The 18,494-nt window shown below is 36.3% G+C and carries 11 protein-coding genes and 1 pseudogene; 9 read left to right on the top strand and 3 right to left on the bottom strand.

Translation table 11 applies throughout. The features are described from left to right. Positions 1-25: 25 nt before the first annotated feature. The gene (locus IGK81_RS07295; protein ID WP_034698218.1) at positions 26-1,738 is read right to left on the bottom strand and encodes a cache domain-containing sensor histidine kinase; all 1,713 of its coding nucleotides are present in this window, start codon (positions 1,736-1,738) and stop codon (positions 26-28) included. Further along, positions 1,713-3,206: a response regulator transcription factor gene (locus IGK81_RS07290; RefSeq protein WP_412003855.1), complete on the bottom strand. Its 1,494-nt coding sequence runs from the start codon at positions 3,204-3,206 to the stop codon at positions 1,713-1,715. The genes IGK81_RS07295 and IGK81_RS07290 overlap by 26 nt, the downstream gene beginning before the upstream one ends. A gap of 218 nt (positions 3,207-3,424) precedes the next feature. Here IGK81_RS07290 and IGK81_RS07285 point away from each other — a divergent pair, with 218 nt between their 5' ends. The 5 genes and pseudogenes from IGK81_RS07285 to IGK81_RS07265 form a co-directional block, all read left to right on the top strand. Beyond that, positions 3,425-4,714, top strand: coding sequence for an ABC transporter substrate-binding protein (locus IGK81_RS07285; protein WP_034698214.1), 1,290 nt, complete (start codon positions 3,425-3,427; stop codon positions 4,712-4,714). Positions 4,715-4,947: 233 nt separating this feature from the next. After that, entirely contained in the window at positions 4,948-5,817 is an 870-nt protein-coding gene (locus IGK81_RS07280) for a carbohydrate ABC transporter permease (protein WP_010719005.1), read from the top strand. Next, a complete protein-coding gene (locus IGK81_RS07275) occupies positions 5,814-6,695 on the top strand; it encodes a carbohydrate ABC transporter permease (protein ID WP_010719006.1) in 882 nt (293 codons plus the stop codon). Before IGK81_RS07280 ends, IGK81_RS07275 begins: the two co-directional genes overlap by 4 nt. Positions 6,696-6,990: 295 nt before the next feature. Continuing rightward, positions 6,991-9,207 carry a putative mucin/carbohydrate-binding domain-containing protein gene (locus IGK81_RS07270; protein ID WP_412003854.1) on the top strand — a complete coding sequence of 739 codons (2,217 nt, stop codon included), beginning with the start codon at positions 6,991-6,993 and terminating at the stop codon, positions 9,205-9,207. A gap of 635 nt (positions 9,208-9,842) precedes the next feature. Beyond that, a pseudogene (locus IGK81_RS07265) lies at positions 9,843-11,072 on the top strand (alpha/beta hydrolase); the annotation flags it as partial. 258 nt (positions 11,073-11,330) lie between these two features. On the opposite strand, the gene IGK81_RS07260 reads toward IGK81_RS07265, so the two are convergent. Further along, positions 11,331-12,506: a helix-turn-helix transcriptional regulator gene (locus IGK81_RS07260; protein WP_010737701.1), complete on the bottom strand. Its 1,176-nt coding sequence runs from the start codon at positions 12,504-12,506 to the stop codon at positions 11,331-11,333. Positions 12,507-12,664: 158 nt separating this feature from the next. Here IGK81_RS07260 and IGK81_RS07255 point away from each other — a divergent pair, with 158 nt between their 5' ends. From IGK81_RS07255 to IGK81_RS07240, 4 genes are read left to right on the top strand one after another with little or no spacing between them, the layout of a single operon-like run. Then, positions 12,665-14,872 (top strand): glycoside hydrolase family 3 N-terminal domain-containing protein, encoded by a 2,208-nt coding sequence (locus IGK81_RS07255; protein WP_438757793.1) that lies wholly within the window; start codon positions 12,665-12,667, stop codon positions 14,870-14,872. A 10-nt stretch (positions 14,873-14,882) separates the two neighbouring features. Next, positions 14,883-16,235, top strand: coding sequence for a PTS sugar transporter subunit IIC (locus IGK81_RS07250; protein ID WP_412003853.1), 1,353 nt, complete (start codon positions 14,883-14,885; stop codon positions 16,233-16,235). A 13-nt stretch (positions 16,236-16,248) separates the two neighbouring features. Beyond that, positions 16,249-17,136: an ROK family protein gene (locus tag IGK81_RS07245; protein WP_034698202.1), complete on the top strand. Its 888-nt coding sequence runs from the start codon at positions 16,249-16,251 to the stop codon at positions 17,134-17,136. After that, positions 17,126-18,490 carry a glycoside hydrolase family 1 protein gene (locus IGK81_RS07240; RefSeq protein ID WP_412003852.1) on the top strand — a complete coding sequence of 455 codons (1,365 nt, stop codon included), beginning with the start codon at positions 17,126-17,128 and terminating at the stop codon, positions 18,488-18,490. The genes IGK81_RS07245 and IGK81_RS07240 overlap by 11 nt, the downstream gene beginning before the upstream one ends. Positions 18,491-18,494 lie beyond the last annotated feature (4 nt).

Here is an 18,494-nt window from a genome sequence, read left to right as displayed (position 1 = left end):
ACTAACTGAATTGTTTATTTTTGAATTAATTGATTAATGGCAATGTGATTTTTACCGTTGTACCAACACCCATAATCGATTGGATCTGCAATCCATACTCTTTGCCGTAAAGCAATTTGATTCGTTCGTTCACATTCTTGACTCCGATTCCAGAAAAATAGTCCTTGTTTTTTTTCTTTTGATTTGTATCAAATCCATCACCATTATCTACGATTTCAAAGATCAATTGTGTTTCATGAATTTTTCCGAATAAAGTAATAAACCCACTTTTTTTTGTTTGAAAAGCATGTAAAAAAGCATTTTCAATAATTGGCTGGATCATCATATTGGGCACTTTAAAAGGATATAGTTCATCGGGGACCATGATCCGAGTGGCGATATCATCACCATATCTCAATGAAAGAATATGGATATAGCTTTGCACACTTTTTAATTCTTCTTCGACAGTGATTGTTTCTGCTTTTTTCCCAATGGTACTTCTCAACAAATCAATAAAATGATCGATTCCATGAATTGCTTTTTGATTTTCTTTTTGCCAGATCAAAAATTTTAGACTAGTTAACGTATTGTAGATAAAGTGAGGCTGGATTTGGGCTTGCATCGTTTGAATCTCTAATTGGCGTTTTTTCTTTTCGTTTTCAATTGAAGTAAAATAGTTCTCATCGATCGTTGTTAATAGTTGATTGATTGTAGTGCCTAAAGTCTTTGTTTCGTAGGTCCCTTGAACGTCTACTTGGGTATTATTAGGAATTTTTTTGATATGTTTTAAGGACTGAATCAAGGCATAAATCGACTTTGTCTGACGGTTCATATAGCGAAAGACAATAGCACCAACTACCATTAAAGTCATCAAATTAAAAAGGACGATCGGAACAATCAGTCCCATTTGATTGACTAGTGAACGAATATTTACTTTACTAATCAAAGCTAAGTTTTGTCGATATAATGGAACACGTGTTAAACGATTATAATCAACTGTTTTTGTTTCATTGGTATTTAAATCATTTAACAAGTTGGTTTTGGCACCAATCATGCCAGTTTCATTGGAGGTAATGATTTGATTTGCTTCATTGATGAGATAGATTTTGGAGACCTCCGAATGGATCGTTTCATTGAATAAATTCGCTAGCTCATCTGCAGTTATCGCAATGACAGCATACCCATAAATATGATTCAACGAGGAAGTCAATTTCTTAATGAATAGGATGCTGCTTTTTGTTTGGTCACGAGTAGTCAAACCAAAGTCGACAAAGAACATTTGAGTCGATGCTTTATGTGCCTTTGCTTTTTGTACGACAGCAGATCTCATGAATGCCGCAGCATCCATACTGGCAAGCATCTCGTTTCCAACGAAGGTATGTCCACTTTCACCATAGATCATCAGATCGTAATTGATGGAAGGAGAGATCGAAGTAAAGCTTCGGTTCATTTGTTGGATCGTTTTTACATTTGCGTAGTTATCTAACGAAGAGTGCTGATTGTTAGAGAAATAATTTTCGACTGCAGGGTTGTTAGCGACCATCGTTAAGATATTTTCGATATTATCATTCAATCGTTCAAAATCACGTTGTATTTTGCCAAGCGTTAGTTCATTCGATTTATCAAATAGATGGATATAAGCGTTTTTGGATCGATCATAGATGAAGAAGGACAGAATAATCGCTTGAGTAAGAAGCGCAATGACTAGGACAACCAGTAGTTTTGTAACTAGTTCATACTCTTTGAATTTTTTCTTCATGTTTCAAACTTCCTTTTCGATATTGAGAAGGATTTAGCCCAGTTTCTTCCTTGAATACTCTTGAGAAGTAACCAAGTTCAGCAAATCCTACTTGGTAAGAGATTTGTGAAAGTGGCTCGGTTGTCTCAAGCAAAAGCCGTTTCGCATGTTGTATCCGGACTTTTTTTAGATATTTAGTGAAGCTAATCCCATATTTCTCGGTAAACATGGTAGATAAATAACTATAGGAAAAATGAAATTTTTCGGAGATGATTTGCAAGGAAATATCTTGATGATAATTTTCTTGAACATAATCATAGATCGCTGTCAGAATTTCTGAGTTTTCATTCTTTTCCGGCGTGCTCCAACGCATCAATTGAGTGATGATTTTAGTAAACGTAATGGAAAAATCTTCGATGGTGGCGACGTTCGTTATAAGTGTTGGTAACGTAATTTTTAATGTCGTCAATTCTTTCGTCCCTTGACCATCTTCTAAAGCATTGATGAGTGCGTAGAGACGATTGATTGTTTCGTGTTTTAAAAATAAAGGGTCAATTTTTAAAGCGATCAGAGTCTCAATCGCTGATTTCATTTCTCTGATAGCGGATACATAATCTTTGTTGACAATCTTTGTTAAGTAGCTTTTCGTGCTCTGATCAAAGTGTGGAATCAAAGGGACTAATTGTTCTTCCGATACAACACCAGCACTTTTCTGATAAAAACGTTGTCCTTTGCCTAATTTTTTTAATCTTTGAAAACAATCGAACAGTTCACTTAGCTCTAAACAAGGGGAAATAATCAATAATGCATCAGATTTTTGCGCATATTCACGCAAAGAAGTCTGAATTTGTTCGAAACAATCCATGGACGAAACATTTAGTAAGCAACCATATTCATAGTCGAGAGTGGTAAAAGGCTGACAATCAATCCAGAGTTCAGCTCGTTCTTCGTTACTTTTTAGAGAAGCTAGTGGAGCTAAATCATCCATTTCGCTATAGACGATGTAAAATAACGGGAAACGAAAAGGATCGTTAGATATCGTTGTTTTTTGTCCAGAGAAATATTGTGTTAAAGCACTATCTAGAGAGAATTTAGAGTCTAGATTTTTTTGGCCTTTTTTAACCAAATGGTTCAAAGCAGAAAGCAGGTTTTCTGGATTCAATTTTGGTTTAAGTAAATAATCGGATACGCCTTCTTTAAAAGAGTCTTTCACTAGTTGAAACTCATCATGGCTTGATAACACTAATATTTGAATATCAGGCTTGCTTTTTTTTAAGAGGCGAGCAAGTTCAATCCCATCCAGTTCAGGCATGATAAGATCAGTAATGACAATATCAATATCATTAGAATGAATAGAGAAAAAATCAAGCGCTTCCAATGAGCTTGAAAAAGCGCCTTTAATTTGGAATCCGTGGTTTGACCAATCAACCAAATTGGCTATGCCATGTAAGATTGTTTTTTCATCGTCGATCAATAATAAATTAATCAAGCTTGTTCCCCCTTTTAAACAGTTTCTCTTTTTAAAATACGGTTTAATTGGCAGAAAAGCAAGATGAATTACTCAAAATAAAAAAATTTGAAATCTAAATTTGTGATTTTTTCTTATTTTGGGATATTTTTTGGAACTCTTTTAGAAATTAAGAAAACGATTACATTTTTTGGTATGATTCACATGTAAAGAATAAAAATGAAAAAGGCGGGTTGGATATGAAATTCAAAAAATTAGTAGCAAGTGCGACGCTTTTAGCTTCAGCAGCAGTTTTGTTTGCGGGATGTGGGAGTTCCTCAAATTCAGCAACGAAAGATGAAAATAAAATCAGTGTTTGGGCATGGGATGAAACGTTTAATATCAAAGCAGTCAATGAAGCAAAAAAAGTCTATGACAATAAAGATGTCGAAGTGGATGTCGTTACGATGTCACAAGATGATATCGTACAAAAGTTAAACACAGCATTAGCCAGTGGAAATACGGATGGATTACCGAATATCGTGTTGATTGAGGATTATCGTATTCAAGGTTATTTGAATTCTTATCCGGACGCATTTTCTGAGTTAACCGATATCGTAGATGAATCCGATTTTGCTTCGTATAAATTTGCGGTTAATAAGATAGATGATCAAATTTATGGCGTTCCATTTGATTCAGGTGTTACGGCTAATTTTTATCGAACAGATTTGTTAGAAGAAGCCGGTTACAGTCAAGCAGATATGCAGAATTTAAGTTGGGATGACTATTTACAAGTTGCTCGAGATGTTAAAGCAAAAACGGGTAAAAAAATTACTGAAGTGAATCCATCAGATCTTGGACGTGTCCGTATGATCATGCAAGAAGCTGGTGAATGGTACACTTCGGAAGATGGAAAGACGGTTACGATCAAAGATAACCAATCATTGAAATATGGATTAAATCTATTTGCTACACTACTTAAAGAAGATCTAGTGGAACAAACTTCAGATTGGAATGCAGGTGTCACGGCCATTCAATCAGGGGCTGTTGCATCCAGTCCAATTGGTGCTTGGTATTCCTCAACGATCCAAGGTGCTGAAGATCAATCAGGGAAATGGGCAATTGCACCGACACCTTCATTACCTGCCAATATGCAAAAAGCACAAGCTTCTAATTTAGGCGGAGCTGGGTGGTATGTGATCAAAGGTGTTTCAGGCGAAGAAAATGCGAAAGACTTCTTGAAGAAGACCTTTGCGACTAACGAAGACTTGATGGGAACCTTAGCGAAAGAAATCGGGTTAGTTTCTACCATGTTAAGTGCAAAAGATCAACCAGCTTATCAAGAGTCTTCTGAATTCTATAGTGGTCAAAAGGTGTTTGAAGACTTTTCTAAATGGACAGCGGAAATTCCACAAGTTAATTATGGACAAGAAACCTATGCAATCGAAGCAGTTGTAGCAGAGTCATTACACCGAATCATCAATGGAGAAGATACTGATAAAGTCTTGGCAGATACGCAAAAACAAGTAGAAGCACAGTTAGCCAATTAAGCAGAGTGAAATGAATTGATTTAGAGGATCAAATTTGTGTTGGCTGGTGATTTTTGAACGGTCATCAGTCACACAAATTTGCTATCTATTAAAAATAGTTTCAATCAATACCGTAGAATTTTCGTGAGGACGCTGTCATTTACTCAGACAATTAGTTAAGAGGGAGGATTTGTGAGACGTTCCTTAAATGACAGATAAAACGAAGATGAACGTAACGAAAGTGAGCAAAGCAGATGAAACAAAAAGATTTTTTCAAGAACGGAAATGCGTTTCTTGTTTTACCAGTTCTGATGATCTCGATCATGGTATTTATCCCAATGATTTTAGCGCTGATCACTTCATTTCAAAGTGGTCCCCCAGTTAATATGAGTTTTAATGGTTTGGGGAATTATCAACGCATGTTGAATGATGCGACCTTCAAAAAGGCTTTTTTTAACACCTTTTTATATTTATTAGTACAAGTACCGATTATGTTGTTTTTAGCTTTATTTGTCTCTAATTTATTAAATGATAAAAAGCTTAAAATGAAAGGATTCTTCCGGACAGCGATTTTTTTACCTTGTATCACATCCATGGTTAGCTATTCGCTTATTATGAAAAGCTTGTTTTCTCAATCGGGATTAGTGAATAATTTTTTGATGACGATCGGCTTGATCGATATGCCAATTGGCTGGCTGACCCATCCAGTTTGGGCGAAAGTATTAATCATCATTTCGATTACATGGCGTTGGACAGGTTATAACATGATTTTCTTTTTATCAGGAATGCAAAATATTGATCCGGCAATTTATGAAGCAGCAGAAATCGATGGCGCATCTAAGTGGCAACAATTGATCAAAGTCACGATTCCTAACTTAAAACCAATTATTTTGTTTACGTCAATCACATCAACGATCGGTACGTTGCAACTCTTTGATGAAGTACAAAATATTACGGGTGGTGGACCAGCAAATGCAACAACTACGCTATCTCAGTATATTTACAATTTAAGTTATAAATTTACACCGAATTTTGGTTATGCTGCGGCGGTTTCATTTGTGATCGTAGTCTTTATTGTACTGTTATCAATCATTCAAACGAAAGTCGGAGGTGAAAAAGCGTGATAGATCAAGCAGAAAACAAAGTACTTCTTAAAGAGAATGAAAAAAAAGCGACTAAAACATTCGATTGGTTAGCTGTTTTTAAATATGCCTCTTTGAGCGTGATTTCATTTATTTCGATTTTTCCTTTTGTTTGGATGATCTTAGGAATGACAAATACACCTATCGATATTACTGCCGGAAAATTAAAGATCGGTAGCCATTTAGTTGTCAACTTCCAGAATCTTTTTTCAAATGACTTAAACTTTGCACGCTCATTGTGGAATTCAGCTTTGATCGCTATTGTAACAACGGTCTTAGCTTTGTTGATTTCATCTATGGCTGGTTATGGGTTTGAGATCTATAAAAGTCGAAAAAAAGAACGATTATTTACGATTTTGCTTTTATCGATGATGGTTCCTTTTGCTGCGTTGATGATTCCTTTGTACCGCATGTTTTCTAACTTAAACGGAACGATCTTAGGGATTAATAGCTTCTTAGTCGTCATTTTGCCTTCAGTAAGTACAGCTTTTTTGATCTTCTTCTTTCGACAAAACGTTAAAGCGTTTCCTAAAGATTTAGTAGAAGCTGCACGTTTAGATGGATTAAAAGAATTAAGTATATTTTTCCGTGTCTACCTACCCACTGCTAAAAATACGTATGCAGCTGCTGCAATCATAACTTTTATGAGTAGCTGGAATAACTATCTTTGGCCTTTAGTTGCATTACAATCACCAGATAAGCGTACGGTCCCATTAGTTTTATCTGCCATGGGAGCCTCTTATACACCAGATTACGGAATGATTATGGCCGGGCTTGTGATTGCAACATTGCCAACAGCTATCGTGTTCTTTGTTTTACAAAAACAATTTGTTCAAGGAATGATCGGTTCTGTCAAGTAAACGCGACTCGATGATAAAATTAGTTTGGTATAAACTTTAAATGTATAGGAAAAGCTGTCCCACTAAGGGAGAGCTTTTTTTCTTTTTAAATAACATTTTATATTAAAAATATATTTATGTTTAATTATTTAAATAACTTTAATTATTATAGGTTGTAAGGATAAAAATTTATAAATATTATATTGTTGCTATTTATTTAGTTGTTATTTATAATTAAATTGTACAAAAGATAACGTTTTCGTAATGAATGAATAATTATTTTTTGTTCATAAAATAATTTTAAGGAGTGAGGCAAATGAAAAAATATGCGGTTAGTCTGTTGTTGTTTGTGTTTGGTATCTTTGTACTTTCAGCCAATGTTGGGGCGCAAGAAGTCACGTCAAAAGAGATTTTTAGTATTCCGGAGCCGACGTGGATCTTCAACTCAGGGATGAGTAAAGGGAAAAACCATGATCGTCAGGATCTAGGTTTTATCTTAAGCGAAAATACCGAATTGAGAATGAGACAGACAAATGCTCATTTCAAGAATAAGTTAAAATTGCGACTACTAGGAAACGATAAAAAGAATGAAAAAAGTATCGAAGTTGGATCAAATTGGGTAAGTATACGTGCAGATGAGCCCTTGGTTCCATTTATTGATACACCGTACGGAGAAGGATCAGCACAGATCGAATACGAAGTGGTGACTTCCAAAGAAATGAAAGCGTTACCTGTTTATGGATATCATGGGAATGAGACCATGTTTTTTTCAATGTGGGATACGGAGGATGCAGGGTATGCGCTAATTCAAGGAGTAGATTTCCAATTACTCGTACCCAAATTGGACAAAGAACTAGTGAGAAACTTAAAAGATTTTCCATCAATTGATGCGTTGATTGAGTATCATCACGGTATTTTTGCTTTATTTAACGGTATCGCTGGTTTTGATGGTTCCGCACCAGAAAATCAGAACGGCGCGAATCGTTACTTTTTAAAGGCAGATGATTCTGGTGCAGGTGCTGCTTATTATGGGGGTGATTGGACAGCTAATAGTGAACCTACGACAGATATGTGGTTGAAAGAACTAAGTTGGGCAACATTACATGAAATTGCTCACGGTTATCAAGCTGGTTTTGATGGGCAAGATATGTATACTGGCGAAGTGTCAAATAATTTATTTGGGGTCCAATATCAGTATGAAAAATATGGAAAAAAAGCAGATGACATCGGTTGGTTGTTTAATTTAGGTAAAAAAGAAGAAGTCGAAAACAAGCTATATGATAAGTTGATCCGTGATGGAGACACTTACCATGATGTCGATGTGCGTGAACAACTGATTTTATTAACGATGTTCAAACAAAAAGCTGGAAATGACTCCTTCACTAAGATATATCAGGAATACCGTAAAATGGCTAATCAGAGTGATTTCAAAGATTGGGAATATACATTACCCAATTTAATGAATCGTATCTACAGTGAAAATAGTAAGCAGGATTTTTCTGCTGCCTTAAAAAAACGTGGGTTGTATCTTGATGAATTTCAAGCAGAAAAAAATCGTGTGGCAGGTTATCCAGCTGTGGCTTCATTGGCAGATATTGTCTCTGAAAATGAGTTGGTGCGTGCACGTCAATTGATTGACCCAAACTATTTGATCAATTCTAATTTTGAATTGGTTACTAACGAGGAAATCGCCTCTCTAGGGTTAGTTGGTGATTTGACCATTGAAATTCTTCCTAGCGATTTGAGTAACTTTGAAGGGCTCACAGTTGAATTAAAAGATGGAGCAACTATTATAGCGAGTCAACCAGTACAACAAAAAATGACATTTAAAAATATTCCTAATGGGGTCTATCATTTAGAATTTTCTGGTGAACAAATGAAGTATTATTTACCAAGCGAAAATTATGTTTATGTAAAGGAAACCCAAAACCATGCTTCTCTTTCATTAATCAAAGCTGATATCAGTAAGTTAGCCGATGAAGATCTTATCTTTTATGGCTTTAATGATCAATGGTCAGGTTCATTAAGAACGAATTTGAATTCAAGAGAAGCAACACTTACCTTAAATATGCCAAAACCTCATTATTTATTTAAAGATGAACTTTATGTAAAAGTGACTATCAAATCTCAGGATGGCAAAATTAGGTATGAAAAATCGATTAATGGAGACATACCTGAACGATTCACCGATGACCATTTGTTGCTTGAGATAGGAGATAGCATAGAAATCTACCATGCAGAAGCAAGAAATCGTTTGAAAGGTCCAGAAAATCTTATTGATCGTGGACAAAATACTAACCACTGGCTAGTTACGGAACATGGGTTAAAACACCTTGGATTAAACAATAATCCAGAAAAAGATCTTATGAAAAAAATTGAAAAATTAGGGAATTCATTAGTAAAAGCTGAGGGTATTAAACCGATGGCGTGGGAAAGATCAATGGCTAAAAAACAATTATGGACAGCCATACAATCTCTATCTCCAAAAGATACAGAACATTATATGTCCCAATATTATGTTTTGTTTAAATAGCATATGATGAGAAGTCAAAATTATCGAATTGATCGTCTTTAGCAAAAAAACTTAGCACCTTAGAGATTGAGACGAAAGTGTTAATTATCAAGCACCAAAAAAAATTCCGGAACTTGCCAAGAAACACAAACGCTAGTTTTTTCTGTCGATTGTTATCTACTTGGTGCTTCTCCAATTTTTGATTAATTTCGGCTTATCTTTCGAAAATGCTGCTTTTATCTCGTCGTGAACAAGAGCTCTTTAAACACCGTTTATTCATTTTTAGATATACTAGAAGATACTGGGACAAAAAAGTTGTCTCAGTCTCTTCTTTTGTTTTATCACAAGCGTTTGGTTTTAGTGATGTAATACAAATAAGACCAGTATAAAATATTAGCTAAATGGCTATGCTAGTATAAATGACTTGAATGATCCTAAGATTTACTCAATAATTTTTTAAAATAGCTTCTTTTATATAACAAACACTTCTTTTTTGATATAAAAATGGTTACGCTTTCATTAGAATAGAAATATCAAATAAAGGAGTGAGCAGAATGAAAAATAAATGTTGCATGATTACTTTGGCTTCTATTTTATTGTTAGGATGTGCTACACCAAGTATCGTTTACGGAAAGGAACAAGAGGGACTATTGGCAAGAACAAGCCTTGCATCTGTTTCTCAATCCCTCAACAAAGGAAACGAGGGGCAAGTAAAAACAACAACACTTGGACTATCTGACGATGAGCAAGCGATCATTCAAGCAATCGGTAAAGGCAAGAATTTCAAGGGAAAACTTTATTTAAATTATATCCGAGATAAAATAACTGAAGTTTTCAAAGAGTATAATGGAGATATTTTTAAACTTCTAAGTGAATTCTCTTCGTTGATATCAGACCAAATTTCAGAAGTGAATGTAAAAGAACGCTTTGATGTTAGTCCAGAAGTAATCAAACGTTTGATTACAATCAGTGCGATGTATGACATTGCTTTTGCAAAAGACAGTTGTTTTATGAGCTTGCTTGGTGCAGCGAATGATGGAACGGCACCTGCTGAGCCTACAGGTTTTTATCCTAATACCACTCAATTAGAAGGAACGACCGTAAATAAGCAAGATGGAAAATTAATGACGTTGAAATCTTATTATGTGGATCAAAAATCAGATGTAACGGTGATGATTCATGGTGGTTTTCGAGGAAATTGGAATTTAGGGACAGTAACGGATGAGTATAATATCTTTTACAATGCGGGCTATAATTTATTATTTGTAGACCCTCGTGCCACTGGAAACAGTGGGGGCGATTATGTCACTTATGGACAATATGAGTCAGATGATGTGCTCTATTGGATCAATCGAGAAGTAGGAACTAAGCCGACTCAAAAGATTTTACTTTATGGTGGCTCAATGGGGGCTGCAACTATGATGTCAACATTAGCTAAGGATATCCCAGCAAACGTAAAAGGAATCATCGAGAATTGCGGATTTAAATCAATTGATGAACAACTTAGATACACCTACAAAAATACCGTAGCGCCTTTATTAGGTTCAATATTTGGGGAAGAATTTGACATTGTAGCAGACGAAGAACATGAAGATCTATATATGGGATTGTTGAAAGAGTATTACTTTGACCAAGAATTAAAAATGAATGTGAATGAAAATCTACCTGAAATTGGTATGGCCACAACGATCCCCAAATTGATCATTCACGGAGATGCTGATCAAGTAGTTCCTCATGAAAATGCGGATGAGCTCTATGATCTTTCCGGGGGCTATAAAGTCAAGTTGATTGTAGCAGGAGCTGGACATGGGGAAGCCCAATCAGTTGATCCCGTAGCGTATCAAACATATGTCACTAATTTTCTAAATTATCTTTTTGGAAGTCAAAGACATTAAGAAAAAATGATTGATCTTACTGAGGAATGGGACGAAGTTTGACACGATCGAGAGAGTAGCGCCACGCATAATTAGGTTGATGAAATAAGCCGAAGAATCTAAAATCATTTCCTTGATTTTAGTGTTCTTCGGCTTGTTTTTACTACATTTACTCAAACCACAAGCAGTTAAAAATACATACATGAAAGTATTGAACCTATCTGATCACGATCAAGATAAATGGAGAACGACTTAGTAGTTAAGGCATTTTCAGACTAATGAATGGGCATAGTGGATACTTTTGTATTCTTTTGGGGTACAGCCGGCGACCTTTTTGAACACTTGAATAAAATGACTTTGACTAGAATAAGCAAGCAAGTGACTGATTTCATCGTAAGAATGATCTGTAAACAATAACAAATGTTTTGCTTCGGTTATCTTTTTTTCTTGAATGTATCCGTGAATGGTAATCCCCATTTCTTTTTTGAAGTGGCTGCAAATATGTGCCTTATGTTTTTCAGTGATGGCAGCTAACTCGTCGACGGTGATGCGTTCGTATAAATGATTATCAATGTGGTTGACAATCGTTTTTACTAACATGGATTTTTGAGCTAAAGGAAAATTATGAAGCAGTTCCATAAAACGGAAGGTTGCTTCTTTCATATATTGCAGACATTCTTTAACTGAGTGGATATAAATCAGTCCCTGAATCAAAGAGTCGGACAGACCAAAGGCTTGATTGATCGGCACGCCTTCTTCAATACTCATTCTGGTGACGATGGCTACGAACGAGGCAAATTTAAGTTTCAACCCTTCCAATTCAAAGGGGGATAAAGAGACTTTATAGGTTTCTTTCATTTTATTGAAGACCCAAATGACTTTTTCAGGTTCGTTTCGTTTGATGTAATCTAGATACCGTAATTCAAAATGATACGAATCGAAGGTTTCTTTGTGGATCCGTCGATCATAAAGATTATTTTCCAGGCTGTAATCAGTGGATAGATTTTTTTTATTTTTATCTTGTTGAAAGTACCAAATAAATTCTTCCTTTTTGGTTGGCCGCTGAGTCAGAATCGTGTGTAATAGTTGGATATATTCTTCAAATGAATACTTGTCTTCTTTGGAATAATGAATATTATAATGGTACTCATGTCCCATAAAAAAACAAGAGGTTTCTTTTGAACCGATAATACCGCAAGGGCCAATGATCATCTGATATTCCTTTTGATCAGATTTAAAACAAAAATAGCCGTATAAATAGGATGTTGTATGGTAAAGCTGGATCTGCTCTGTTTTTCTAAATGGAAAATAGGTACTGATCGTGATTGGTAAGTCTTCTAAATTTTTTGGATGGATGAGATATCCGTTTTCATCAAATAATAGCATCGGAATCAGATATTTTCGGTACAATAAATCCATAGTTATTTTAATCGTATCGGTAGTCATAATGTAAATACTCCTTGTGACGAATTCTTTCTTTTTATTTTACACGAATAAATTTTATATAGCGCGAATATTTTGGTATAAATGCTAATTTTTTTATATAAAATTCGTTTTTTATTCTTTATAATCTGTTCTATAAAGCGGTTACAAAGGAGGCGCCGATGGAAGCAGATCAGTTACAAGCTTTGTTTGATCGATTATCTGTTCAGGAAAAAATCGCACAAACGATCCAACTGAATGGAAGTATTCTATCAGAAAATGATGTGATGAATACTGGGCCAATGGAAGAATTAGGATTACCTCAAGAGTTAGACGTATTTGAGATTGGCTCTATTTATAATATCAACGATCATCAAAAATTAAAAGAACTACAAACAAAAGTTTTAGCAAAAAGTAAACACAAGATACCCATGTTGTTTATGTCAGATGTCATCTATGGGTTTCGGACAATTTTCCCCATACCTCTAGCTCAAGTTGGTTCTTACGATTTTGAGTTAATTCAACAAGCAGCTAAGTTAACAGCAGAAGAAAGTTATTTAAATGGCTTACATGTCTTGTTTTCACCAATGTTAGATTTAGCGCGTGATCCACGTTGGGGAAGGGTAATGGAATCTCCAGGCGAAGATGTTTATACGGCGAAAGAGTTTGCAAAAAGTATCGTCAATGGTTATCAGGGAGATAGTGAGACAAAAATTCCAGAAAAACATGTAGCCGCATGTCTGAAGCACTTTGCAGCTTATGGAGCACCGGAAGCAGGACGGGAATATCAAGCGGTAGATATGTCCCATCAACGGCTTTTCAATGAATATCTACAGCCTTATCAAGCAGCAATTGAAGCAAAATGTGAATTAGTAATGACTGCTTTTAATTTGTTGAATGGAGTTCCTGCAACTGGAAATGAATGGTTGAATCGAGAGATTTTACGTTCTCGCTTTGGTTTTGATGGCGTATTAGTTTCAGACTATGCAGCAATCAAAGAACTGATTCCTCACGGGTATGCCAAAGACGAAATAGATGCAGCCAAAAAGGCACTCATTGCAGGTGTTGATTTAGACATGATGACTTCGATTTATGCCAATCACCTGTCTGAATTAGTACAAGAGCCACGATTTATGCAACTTCTCGATGAAGCGGTGTGGCGTATTTTAATGCTCAAAAATAAATTGGGCTTATTTGAAAATCCTTATCGTGGCTTGGAAGAAGTGAATACTGGAGAAATCTTAACCGAAAAAGCTAAAGAAGCAGCAGTCGAGTTGGTTGAAAAAAGTTGTGTTCTTTTAAAAAATAATGACACACTGCCATTAGTACCAAAGCAAAAAATTGCTGTGATCGGTCCATACGGCGAAAGTCCTCTCACTTTAGGTTTTTGGGCTTCAGTCAGCGGAAAGCCACAAGATACGGTTACTTTGAAGGAAGGATTGAGTCGCCATTTTGCGACAGATCACTTAATGTTTGCTAAAGGATACAATTTATTCGATTCTTATGATGGGTTTGGACCTCTGAAAAAAGGAATGGAATTATTGAATGGGCCAATTGCAGAAGAGGAATCATTAATGGAAGAAGCTTACCAGATTTCTCAAAAGGCTGATGTGATTGTATTAACATTTGGCGAACAATTTCTGGAAAGTGGTGAAGGAGCTTCTAAAGCTCACTTACAGATTTCACAAAAACAACAACGTCTGATCAAAAAATTACATGAATTAAATAAACCAATTATAGGCGTACTATATACCGGCCGACCGCTAGTCTTAACGGATATAGAAAAATATTTCGATAGTTTATTACTTGTCTGGTTTCCTGGAACGATGGGTGGGATCGGAATCGCTAATTTACTTGCTGGTAAAGTCAGTCCTTCTGCTCGTCTATCGATGAGGTTTCCTAGAAGTGAAGGACAACTACCGATTTATTATGCTCAGACCTCCACAGGCAGACCAATCTCAACAAGCATCCATTCTGAGCGTTTTGTCTCAAAATATATCGATGAATCCAATGATCCGCTATTCAAATTTGGAACGGGAATGAGTTACGCCTCATTCGAAAGTCAATTACTGAGAAGTGAGCAAAAAGACCAATTTATTGAGATCAATTATTTAGTGAAAAATCGATCGGATGTTTCAGCAGAAACTGTGACACATGTTTATCTTCATCAAGAATATGCTTCGATTGTCCAACCGGAAAAACGATTGGTCAGCAGTCAGCGAATCTATTTAGAAGCAAATCAAGAAAAGCAAGCAAGAATCAATATTCCAATTTCTGACTTAGCTATCTTTGATAATAATGGAAATAGTTGGATAGAAGAAGGTGTCTACCATTTTTATTTAAATGTCGACGGGTTAGAAAGTGTTACCACATGGGAATATAAACAATAGGGGGATTACGATGGAAAAATTAGAAGCGTTTTTAGGAAGTAAGTTATTACCATTATCGCAAAAATTACAACAAAATAAAGTGTTAGCTGCTTTGATGGAAGGGTTTATTCGTACGAGTCCAATCACTTTGGGGATTGCGCTGATTACGATCGTAGGGAACTTCCCAATTCCTGGTTGGATCGATTATTTGACTTCATTAGGTATTTACCCACATGTAGAAGCTATTACAAATGGTGCAACTGGGGTATTTTCATTGTACGTCGTTTATAGTCTGGCTTTTTCTTATGCAAAACAACTGGGGACGAATGAGCGAAACGCAGCAATTATTTCTTTAGCTAGTTTTGTGATGTTGATGCCTCAAACTGTCGCAACAATGGCTATGCAAAATGGAGAGGCTGTAGACTCTACGATTGCAGCATTACGCTTAGATTTCTTAGGCGGACAAGGCTTGTTTATTGGAATGATCGTTGCGTTAGTGGTTACTCAACTTTATGCTTATCTATCGAAAAAAAATATTGTGCTTAAATTACCAGATAGCGTACCTCCGATGGTTACGCAATCATTGGCACCGGTCTTTGTTGTAACAATCATCTTTGTCTTTGTATTTATTCTGCGTATCTTATTTGGTTTGACAAAATCTGGCTCGATTTTCCAATTCTTTATCGATGTGATCAATGCACCGCTTAACGCGTTGGTTGCTAGTCCATTATCAATTATTATTATCATGGAAGTATTAGCTGTCCTTTGGTTCTTTGGGATTCACAACGCAGTTTTACAAGGACCATTAGGAGCAATCAGTATGACGATGGTTGTCTCAAATATCGCAGCTTTCCAAAAAAATGAAGCTTTGCCTTACTTGATTCCTTCTGTGATCTACATGGGAATGTACGCTGCAGGCTTCATGGGATTTGTGACGTTCTTTATGATTCGTAGTAAATCTGCCAAAATGAAACAACTTGGGAAATTATCCGTGATTCCTGCCATTTTCAACATTACGGAACCCTTGATGTTTGGTATGCCCATTATTTTAAACCCATTGTTTTTCATTCCACAAGTCTTTACACAGTTGATCGCAGGCTTTGTGACGTGGGGGTTAACCACAACCATTTTACCGATTTCATTGAACCCAATGATAAGTTTATTGCCTTGGACGACACCGACTTTTGTTAAGATGCCACTTTCTGGTGGAATAAATTATACAATTTTGATGGTTATTTGTATGGGTATCGGGATCTTGATGTGGTATCCATTTATCAAGATTGCTGACAAAAAAGAGTATGAATTAGAATTAAAAGCAGAAGCCGAAGCTAAGGAAGCAAAAGAAAAGATGGCTGGTGCGATTGCAGAAGAAGTTCAAGCATAATGGAGGAGAGCAAATGGTCGTTTTAGGGATTGATATTGGAGGGACGATGATCAAGACCGCTCTGATTTCTCAGAATGAAGTTTCTTTTAAAAAGCGTTTTCCAACACCTTCAGACAAAGAGCAATTTCAACGATTATTATCACAAATGATTCGTGACTATCAAGAAATCCAATCATTCCATAAAATTGCTTTTTCAGTACCTGGATCGGTTGATCAGTCTGGGACAGTTCGCTTCGGCGGTGCTGTTCCTTATCTGGATCAACTCCAATTGCAATCGTTTTTAGAGTTGGAGAATTTCGAAGTGTTCGTTGAAAATGATGCCAAAGCTGCTACTTCCTGTGAAATGAAATATGGCAATTTAAAAGGGATCCAACAAGCCGCAGCAATTATTTTGGGAACTGGAGTTGGCATGGGCATTTGTATCAATGGACAGCTTTATAAAGGAACGCACATGCAAGCCGGTGAAATTAGCTTTATGATCCGTGATCGTCAGATTACTGGTCAAGACTCGTTTGTAGGTATGGGACTGTCGGCTGTTTGGTTGATCAAACAATTAGCTGAATTATTAAAAGTAGACAACGAGGGCGAACAGGTCTTTGCTGCCTTAAAAGACAGTGAGAATGAGTCAGCCAAAGCTTTATTTCATGATTATTGTAAACAGGTTGCTTTTCTTTGTTTCAATGTTCAAACGCTGCTAGATGTTGAAAAGATCGTCATTGGTGGAGGAATCAGTCAACAAGAATATTTGGTCCAGACGATTCAACAAGCTTATCGAGAGCTGTTTACAGTAGCACCAATCATCAAAAAAACATTACAACCACTGACGATTGAAGCAGCAAAATTTCAAGCAGATGCCAATTTAATTGGTGCGGCCATAAAGGAGAATGAAGATGAAAAATAAATTTCCAACAGATTTTTTATGGGGAGCTTCTACCAGTGCTTATCAAGTAGAAGGCGCTTGGAATGAAGAGGGGAAAGAACCATCTGTTCAGGATATCAAGTCTATCCCAGAAGGAACGACTGATTTTAAAGTTGCCTCTGACCACTACCATCGATTGGAAGAAGATGTCCGTTTATTTAAAGAGTTAGGACTAAAAGCTTATCGTTTTTCGATTTCATGGAGTCGTGTAATGCCTAATGGAGAAGTGAATCCAGCTGGTATTGCTTTTTACAAACGTTTGATTGAGTTATTGAAAGAAAAGGATATCCAACCAATCGTAACTGTTTTTCATTTTGATTTGCCTGCGTCCATTGCCGAAAAAGGTGGTTGGGAAAATAGAGAAACGATTCAAGCTTTTGCGGATTATTGTCAGGTATTATTTGACCATTTTGGGCAAGATGTTCCACTTTGGCAAACAATCAATGAACAAAATGTCATGGCATTGGCTGGTTCTGTAATTGGGACAAGTAATAAAAGTATGAAAGAAAAATTCCAAGAAAACCATCATATGTTAGTCGCACAAGCCCTCGTGACCAGTAATTACCACAAAGGGAATTATAACGGCAAAATTGGACCAGCACCTAACATCGCCAGTGTGTATCCTGCTTCAGATAAACCAGAGGATCAGATGGCCGCTTTATATATGAGTGCGCTTAGAAATTGGCTCTTTTTAGATGTTGCTGTTTTTGGGAAGTACAATCATAATGCTTGGCATTTATTAGAGAAGATTGGTGCGGCACCAGTGATTACTGCAGAAGATCAAACGATTTTAGCAGAAGGAACAGGAGACTACATTGCTTTTAACTACTATAATACAATGACCGTCTCCAGTTATTTTGCTAAAGAACAAAAAATAGATCAGCAATCCGGTTTTGGGATTCCAGGATTCTTTCAAACAGTCGAAAATCCACATTTACCAATGACGGAATTTGGCTGGCCTATTGATCCAGAAGGGTTTCGTTTTACTTTAAATGAAATTTATTCTCGCTATCGCTTACCACTCTTGGTGACAGAAAATGGGATCGGTGCATCAGAACAACTCATTGACGGGAAAATCCATGATGATTATCGGATTGATTATTTACATCAACACATCCAGCAAATGGCTTTAGCGATTGAAGATGGCGTTGAGGTGATCGGTTATTGCCCATGGAGTGCGATTGATTTGATCAGTACCCATGAAGGAATCAATAAAAGGTACGGATTTATCTATGTCAATCGGACCGATGAAGAGTTACTCGATTTAGCACGGTATAAAAAGGATAGCTTTTATTGGTATCAACAAGTGATTGAGGAAAATGGCTTAGGAGAATGAAGCA

Source organism: Enterococcus sp. DIV0703 (assembly GCF_051711065.1).
Taxonomy (GTDB): Bacteria; Bacillota; Bacilli; order Lactobacillales; family Enterococcaceae; genus Enterococcus_B; species Enterococcus_B hirae.
Note: the sequence above shows the minus strand (reverse complement) of the source record. Positions and strands in the feature narration are given on the sequence as shown.